Source organism: Desulfobaculum sp. (genome assembly GCF_054921475.1).
In genome coordinates, this window is the sequence record NZ_JBUDSW010000234.1 from 1 (window position 1) to 5618 (window position 5618).

Here is a 5618-nt window from a genome sequence, read left to right on the forward strand (position 1 = left end):
GAGATACGCAGCGACCTTGTTGAGGTTGCCCAGTTCGAGTTCAAGGCGGTGGATTGCGGTTGCTAAGTCTTCATAAAATGACATGAATATTCTCCCAATAAGCATTTAATCATTAGACAAGGCTTAGCGCTATAATCTAGTTGACATGTTTGGTTGATTTTATGTGTCTTTCGACATAAGATGCCGCATCATGAGCATAGCGGAGGACATCAAGCGTTTCTTGTCTTCTTCCTCTTGGAGTCTGCACCGGCTGTCGAAAGAGGCGGGAGTGGATTACGGCAATTTGTGGAAAGTCACAAATGGCAGGAGGAAAGGGATGCATTCCACAACGTTGGAAAAATTGTGGCCCTTTCTTTATGGAAACAAATCCGCGAGGGAGGGGCATGGAATGCGAGAGAAACCCCGCATTGATTAGCTTAATTGAACGTCTTGGGCGAACAAGGATAACCTCTCGGAGGGTTTCCCATGCGATACCGTTCCATACGTCCCGTGATTAAGGCCGTCCATGAAATGGTCCACAGCCAACAGGACCACACCATGGAAGAACTCGCCGAATCCGTCGGCATCGCCGCCAGCTCGCTCTATTCCAAACTCAACCCCTACGATGAACGGGAACTGAACATGCGTCAGTTCCTTCTTCTTATGGATCAGCTCGATCCCACTCCCGTTCTTAAAGCCTTCTGCGTGCGCTACGGCTTCAAATTCATTCCTGCAGACTGCCCCGTGCCCGACGGGGCAAGCATTCATGAGGAGATGGTTCACGACCATCTGGCTCATGCCGCATTCGCCACGGCCATTCAGGATGGCGCTCCCATCGAAGTAACGCGCGAGCTCGCCCTCAAGGCCATTCGTGAAATCGAAGAGACACAGTCCATGCACGAGCGCGCAATGTACCGTCCCCGCCCCGGTGAGGACGAGTAGGGCGGGAACGCTCGGCAATGCTTTTCACCTGCTCCCATGCCCGCAAGCGGATGAGTGAGCGGGGCATCACACGCAAACAGGTAGAAAACGCCGTCTGCTACGGCACGCCGCACGAACAGCGGGGCGGACGTTTCCGCTACGACCATGGGCGGCTTGTCGTCATCACGGACGGCGCAGGTCTTGTCATCACGGCGTGGCTGGAGCCGAAGCGCTCGCGCCAGACGTCGTGGGGGCACCGCCGCCGGGGCGGGGCAGGACACGGGAAAACGCCCCGCTCCCGGCGATAGAGAAGGCCCCCGGCGCATGCCGGAGGCCGTGGGGAGAGAGATGGCATTCTGAATCCTCTACCGTGGTTCAGCGTTGAACAAGACAAGCGACGGTTGCGTCAAGTGGAGTGCGTATGCGGTGGTTCAAGCACATGACACGAAGCCATGCGGATGAGTTCCTCGCCGAGGTGCTCGATGTGTTGGGGCTGGAAGGCTACGGCTGTTGGTTCATTATTCTGGAAATGATCGCCGAAGAAATGGACGAAACTTGCCGAACTTTTGCCCGTTTTCACCGCAAAACTTGGGCAAGAAACTGCCGGATTTCGCCCAGAAAATGGCTGAAATTCGCTGAGTTCTTCCAAGAAAAAGGGAAAATTTCGCTGAAAATTTCCGGGGAATTCATCACCGTGGATTGCCCCAAGCTTGTGGAATACCGGGATGAATGGTCACGTCGAAAGCGCAAAAACTCCGGAGTGACTCCGGAGTTCAAACGGAGCAACTCCGGAGCGGCTCCTGAGCTTCTTACAGAAGTAGATAAAGAAGAAGAGAGAGACTCTCCCCCCTATAGTCCCCCCTCTCGGGAAAAATCGCCACCCACTCCGGAGCCGAGGGCCGCGCCGGAGGCCCAGCCGCGTGCCACGGGACAGCCCCGGGCCGTGCCGGGCTACTCGCTGGAGTTTTTGCAATTCTGGGAGGCCTACCCGAAGCAGGTCGGGCAGGACGATGCGTGGCTGGCGTGGTGCGAGGTCTGCGCACGGCTCGATTTTCCCGGCCTGAGCGCGCTTCTCGCCGCGCTCGGCCAGCAGGAGGAGGGCGAGGACTGGCGGCGTGACGGTGGGCGCTACATCCCGTCGCCGGCCAAGTGGCTGCGCAGTGGGCGCTGGAAAGACCGCCCGCCACGGGCAAAACGCCCCGGAGCGGTGACAACCCTCGACGAGTGGGCCAAGCAGGGTGACGCCAGCGGAGTGGCCGGAGGCACGCAATGACGCGGCAGGACTTCGCCAGCTTCCTCAAAGGCCTGTGCAGCTACTACGGGCGCACCATGGACCTCGCCGACGAGACCACGGCCGCGCAGGTGGGCCTCTGGTTCCGCGTGGTGCAGGAACTGCCCGCCGAGCCGCTGGACTGGATAGCCCTGCGCATCCAGCAGGACTGCGATTTCTTCCCCCGCAATCTTCCCAAAACCGTTCGCACCTACTGGGCGCTGTGGCTCAAGGAGCACCCGGAGCGCAAGACATCGCGCACCGAGAATTCCGGCGCGCCCTGCGCGGAGTGCATCGGCGGCGTGATTTACGTCCAGCGTCTGCACCTTGGGCGGGACGGGCGGCATGTGCCGTACCTCGGCCCGGATGGCCGGGAGCACGACCGCATCCTCACCGCGGCGTTCGGGTGCGCCCGGTGCTGCCGTGGCCCTGCAGGGATGCCGCTGGCCACGGTGAATCAGCTTCTGGATGCGGGGTGGGAGCTGCAGGACACCATGCCGCAGATGCGCCAGAACCGGGCCGTTCGAACGCCGGAGACCGAAGGCTGGGTGCCGCGAGGTCTGGAGGGCGGGGAATGAATCCCGAGGAAGTCCGGCGGCGCTTTCCCGAGGCGTGCCGCTATTGCGCGGCGAACAGGCCGCATTTCGGCAACTGCTTTGGCGAAATTATGGACGGGCGGTGCATGTGGGACGAGGACGGCATCCGGGAGCGGATACGGGTGATTCGTATGCGTGAGACCGAAAAGGGCCGCACACGCGGCGCAAGGGAGAAACGCTGATGGCGAGTTTGAATCGGGTGTTCATCATCGGGCGTTTGGGGCGGGATCCGGAGTTGCGTTACACGCAGGCCGGGCAGCCCGTCACAACGCTGAATATCGCCACGGATGAATCGTTCACCAACCAGCAGGGCCAGCGCGTGGAGCGCACCGAGTGGCACCGGGTGGTGGTCTTCGGCAATCAGGCGGAGCCGTGCGCCAACCACCTCGCCAAGGGCAGTCTGGTGAGCGTGGAAGGGGCGCTGCAAACCCACAAATGGCAGGCGCGGGACGGCAGTGACCGCTACACCACGCAAATCAAGTCGCGCCGGGTGATCTTCCTGCAGCGCGCATCGGGAGCGGGACAGCAGTCCCGCCAGAGCTCGCAGGAGGCGCAGGGTGCGCGGCCCCAGCAGGAACCAGCGGCACAAGCACAGCAGAGTCAGCACGATGACTGGAACGCGTCGCCACAGGAGGACCTTGGCCCGGCGTTCCCGTCCCAAGCCTCGGGGATGGACGATGTCCCGTTCTAAGAAGCTCTACGAAACGACGAATTGGCGGCAGGTGCCGGGCGCGGGCCGAAACTACGAGATTTGCGACCAAGGCCTTGTCCGGCGCAAGGACGTGTGGACCGGCGAGGTGCAGTGCTATCTGGTGCCCCTGCGCAACGGCTCCCACGTGTTCTACAAGCTCACCATCAACGGCAGGACCAAGTCGTTTGACGTCGTGTCCCTGCTCCGCGCCATTAAGAGCGACTTCACGCCGGATTATATCTGGGTGGACCGCATGCGGCCCAAGGTGGAGGCGCTGAACGCCGCAATCCGCGCGCGGCGCAAGAAGGCGCGGGGCGGCTCGCATTGTCCCGGCTACCGCGAGCCCGGCGAAACGCGCAGGCGGCGCAACGTGCCCAAGGATCCATGGGACAACGGCACGCTGAGCGGTACGGCATCACAGATTGTGGACCCGAATCTGGGATTCTAGGGGGCGATATGAAGCGTGTGCGGATTGGATGTTTTGAGGATCCATACGGCGGCGTGAGCAGGCTGACGCTACCGGAGGACGACCATGTTGTGCCCTCGGACGCGGCACTGCTCCGGCAATGCGCGAGGCAGTTCCGGGATCTTCGGGACCTCGCGCTGGACGGTTTGGCCTCAGGCTTTGTGGTCCACGCGATTTCACAGGACGCCATGGAAGCCCTGACGCGGGCAGGATTTGGTAGCGATGACGACTGAACGCTGGAGCGCCAAAGAGGCGCGGGAGTTCTTCCGCACCGGCAAGAGGCCGCGTGGAACGCAGGACGGGCAGGAGGGCGCACAGAAGGGCGGGGGAAAGGCGACCGGAGGCACGCCCGGCCCTCACGAAAGCCGCCGGCAACGTGCGCCGGAGCCAGCGAGCATGAGGAACAGGTCGCGCTGTTTCGCTGGGTGCGCGAGAACGAGGACGCAGTGCCGGAACTGGCGCTTCTCTACGCGGTGCCCAACGGCGGGCACAGGCGGCGGGCTGTCGCGGTAAAGCTCAAGGCCGAAGGCGTGCGTCCGGGAGTGCCGGATATCCACCTGCCCGTGGCGCGCGGGGGATTTCACGGCTTGTGGATTGAGATGAAGGTGGGCCGGAACACAATGACCGGCCACCAGAAGGCGTTTACGCAGAGGCTCCGGGAGCAGGGGCACCGCGTGGATGTCTGCTACGGCGCAGAGGCCGCGGCGGAATGCATCCGGAACTACCTTCGCGCTCCGAAAACTCAACGCTCAGGCGAGGCGACATGCGTGGATTCCAAGAGCTGATGGGCTTTGAGGAGGCATACCTCTTCGTCATGAAATGGGAGGGCGGGGAGCGCTTCACGCAGGACCCGGACGACCCCGGCGGGGCGACCAAGTACGGCGTGAGCTACCGCTTTCTCAAGGGGCTGCCACTCAGGGATGCGGACGTGAACCGCGACGGACGGGTGACGTGGCAGGACGTGGCGGCCATGGAGGAACGCGACGCCCAGCGCATCTACCGGAACTACTTCTGGCGGCGTCTACGGCTGGACGACGTGGTGCGTCTCGTGGAGCCGCTCGGGCTGGTACTCTTTGATACGGCGGTGAACGTGGGACGGCTCCGGGCCGGGCGCTGGCTGCAGGAGGAGCTAAACCGCAGAACGCGGGGGCTAGGCCACTGGGACGGCGCGCTTGCGCTGGACGGACTTGTCGGCCCGAAAACCCTTGAGCGGCTGGAGGAAGCCAAGGTCTCAGGAAACGCCTTCTACCTCACGGAAGCCCTGCTCCTGCGCCGCACCAGACACTACACGAACCTCGCCGCACGCCGGAACTGGGCCAGAAAATACCTACTCGGCTGGCTGAACCGAACCATGAACCTGCAGGAGGCCACCTCATGATGAACGAAGAACGCGCAATCGCCACCTGGGAAGAAATCTGGCGCCGCCTCTTCCACTACGAAACCCACCAAGGCCCAAAACCCTTCTTCTCCCTCACCAAACTCAGAACCACCTACGCCCAAGACCTCTTCGACTCCGGCTGCCTCTTCAAAATCCGCATAGGCCGACGCCGCCAAACCGTCGTCATGGCCTGGCCCAGCCGCGTCCAAGCATGGATCCGGCTGAAGGTGGAGCGGGGGGAGTTGTGATGGGGGGATGACACAAAATGTAAATTGTGAACTGATGTAGGCAATGTGTTTGAATCCACAGTGGGGACA

At 62.1% G+C, this 5618-nt stretch carries 11 protein-coding genes; all 11 read left to right on the forward strand.

The window, feature by feature from the left end; translation table 11 throughout:
- Nucleotides 1-465: 465 nt before the first annotated feature.
- The 11 genes from ACY69P_RS13405 to ACY69P_RS13455 all read left to right on the forward strand — a co-directional run bounded on the left by ACY69P_RS13405 (nt 466) and on the right by ACY69P_RS13455 (nt 5549).
- Nucleotides 466-921, forward strand: a complete 456-nt coding sequence (locus ACY69P_RS13405) for a phage regulatory CII family protein (protein ID WP_462327836.1) — start codon at nt 466-468, stop codon at nt 919-921.
- 17 nt (nt 922-938) lie between these two features.
- Nucleotides 939-1208 carry a DUF4258 domain-containing protein gene (locus ACY69P_RS13410; protein WP_462327837.1) on the forward strand — a complete coding sequence of 90 codons (270 nt, stop codon included), beginning with the start codon at nt 939-941 and terminating at the stop codon, nt 1206-1208.
- A gap of 113 nt (nt 1209-1321) precedes the next feature.
- Nucleotides 1322-2173, forward strand: coding sequence for a hypothetical protein (locus ACY69P_RS13415; RefSeq protein ID WP_462327838.1), 852 nt, complete (start codon nt 1322-1324; stop codon nt 2171-2173).
- Entirely contained in the window at nt 2170-2748 is a 579-nt protein-coding gene (locus ACY69P_RS13420) for a hypothetical protein (protein ID WP_462327839.1), read from the forward strand. Before ACY69P_RS13415 ends, ACY69P_RS13420 begins: the two co-directional genes overlap by 4 nt.
- A complete protein-coding gene (locus tag ACY69P_RS13425; RefSeq protein ID WP_462327840.1) occupies nt 2745-2948 on the forward strand; it encodes a hypothetical protein in 204 nt (67 codons plus the stop codon). The genes ACY69P_RS13420 and ACY69P_RS13425 overlap by 4 nt, the downstream gene beginning before the upstream one ends.
- A complete protein-coding gene (locus tag ACY69P_RS13430) occupies nt 2948-3457 on the forward strand; it encodes a single-stranded DNA-binding protein (RefSeq protein WP_462327841.1) in 510 nt (169 codons plus the stop codon). Before ACY69P_RS13425 ends, ACY69P_RS13430 begins: the two co-directional genes overlap by 1 nt.
- Nucleotides 3444-3905: a hypothetical protein gene (locus ACY69P_RS13435; protein WP_462327842.1), complete on the forward strand. Its 462-nt coding sequence runs from the start codon at nt 3444-3446 to the stop codon at nt 3903-3905. Before ACY69P_RS13430 ends, ACY69P_RS13435 begins: the two co-directional genes overlap by 14 nt.
- 8 nt (nt 3906-3913) lie before the next feature.
- Complete coding sequence (locus tag ACY69P_RS13440; protein WP_462327843.1) at nt 3914-4156, forward strand: hypothetical protein; 243 nt, start codon at nt 3914-3916, stop codon at nt 4154-4156.
- 192 nt (nt 4157-4348) lie between these two features.
- The gene (locus tag ACY69P_RS13445) at nt 4349-4708 is read left to right on the forward strand and encodes a VRR-NUC domain-containing protein (RefSeq protein ID WP_462327844.1); all 360 of its coding nucleotides are present in this window, start codon (nt 4349-4351) and stop codon (nt 4706-4708) included.
- The gene (locus ACY69P_RS13450; protein ID WP_462327845.1) at nt 4687-5301 is read left to right on the forward strand and encodes a glycoside hydrolase family 108 protein; all 615 of its coding nucleotides are present in this window, start codon (nt 4687-4689) and stop codon (nt 5299-5301) included. The genes ACY69P_RS13445 and ACY69P_RS13450 overlap by 22 nt, the downstream gene beginning before the upstream one ends.
- Complete coding sequence (locus ACY69P_RS13455; protein WP_404845000.1) at nt 5298-5549, forward strand: hypothetical protein; 252 nt, start codon at nt 5298-5300, stop codon at nt 5547-5549. Before ACY69P_RS13450 ends, ACY69P_RS13455 begins: the two co-directional genes overlap by 4 nt.
- Nucleotides 5550-5618 lie beyond the last annotated feature (69 nt).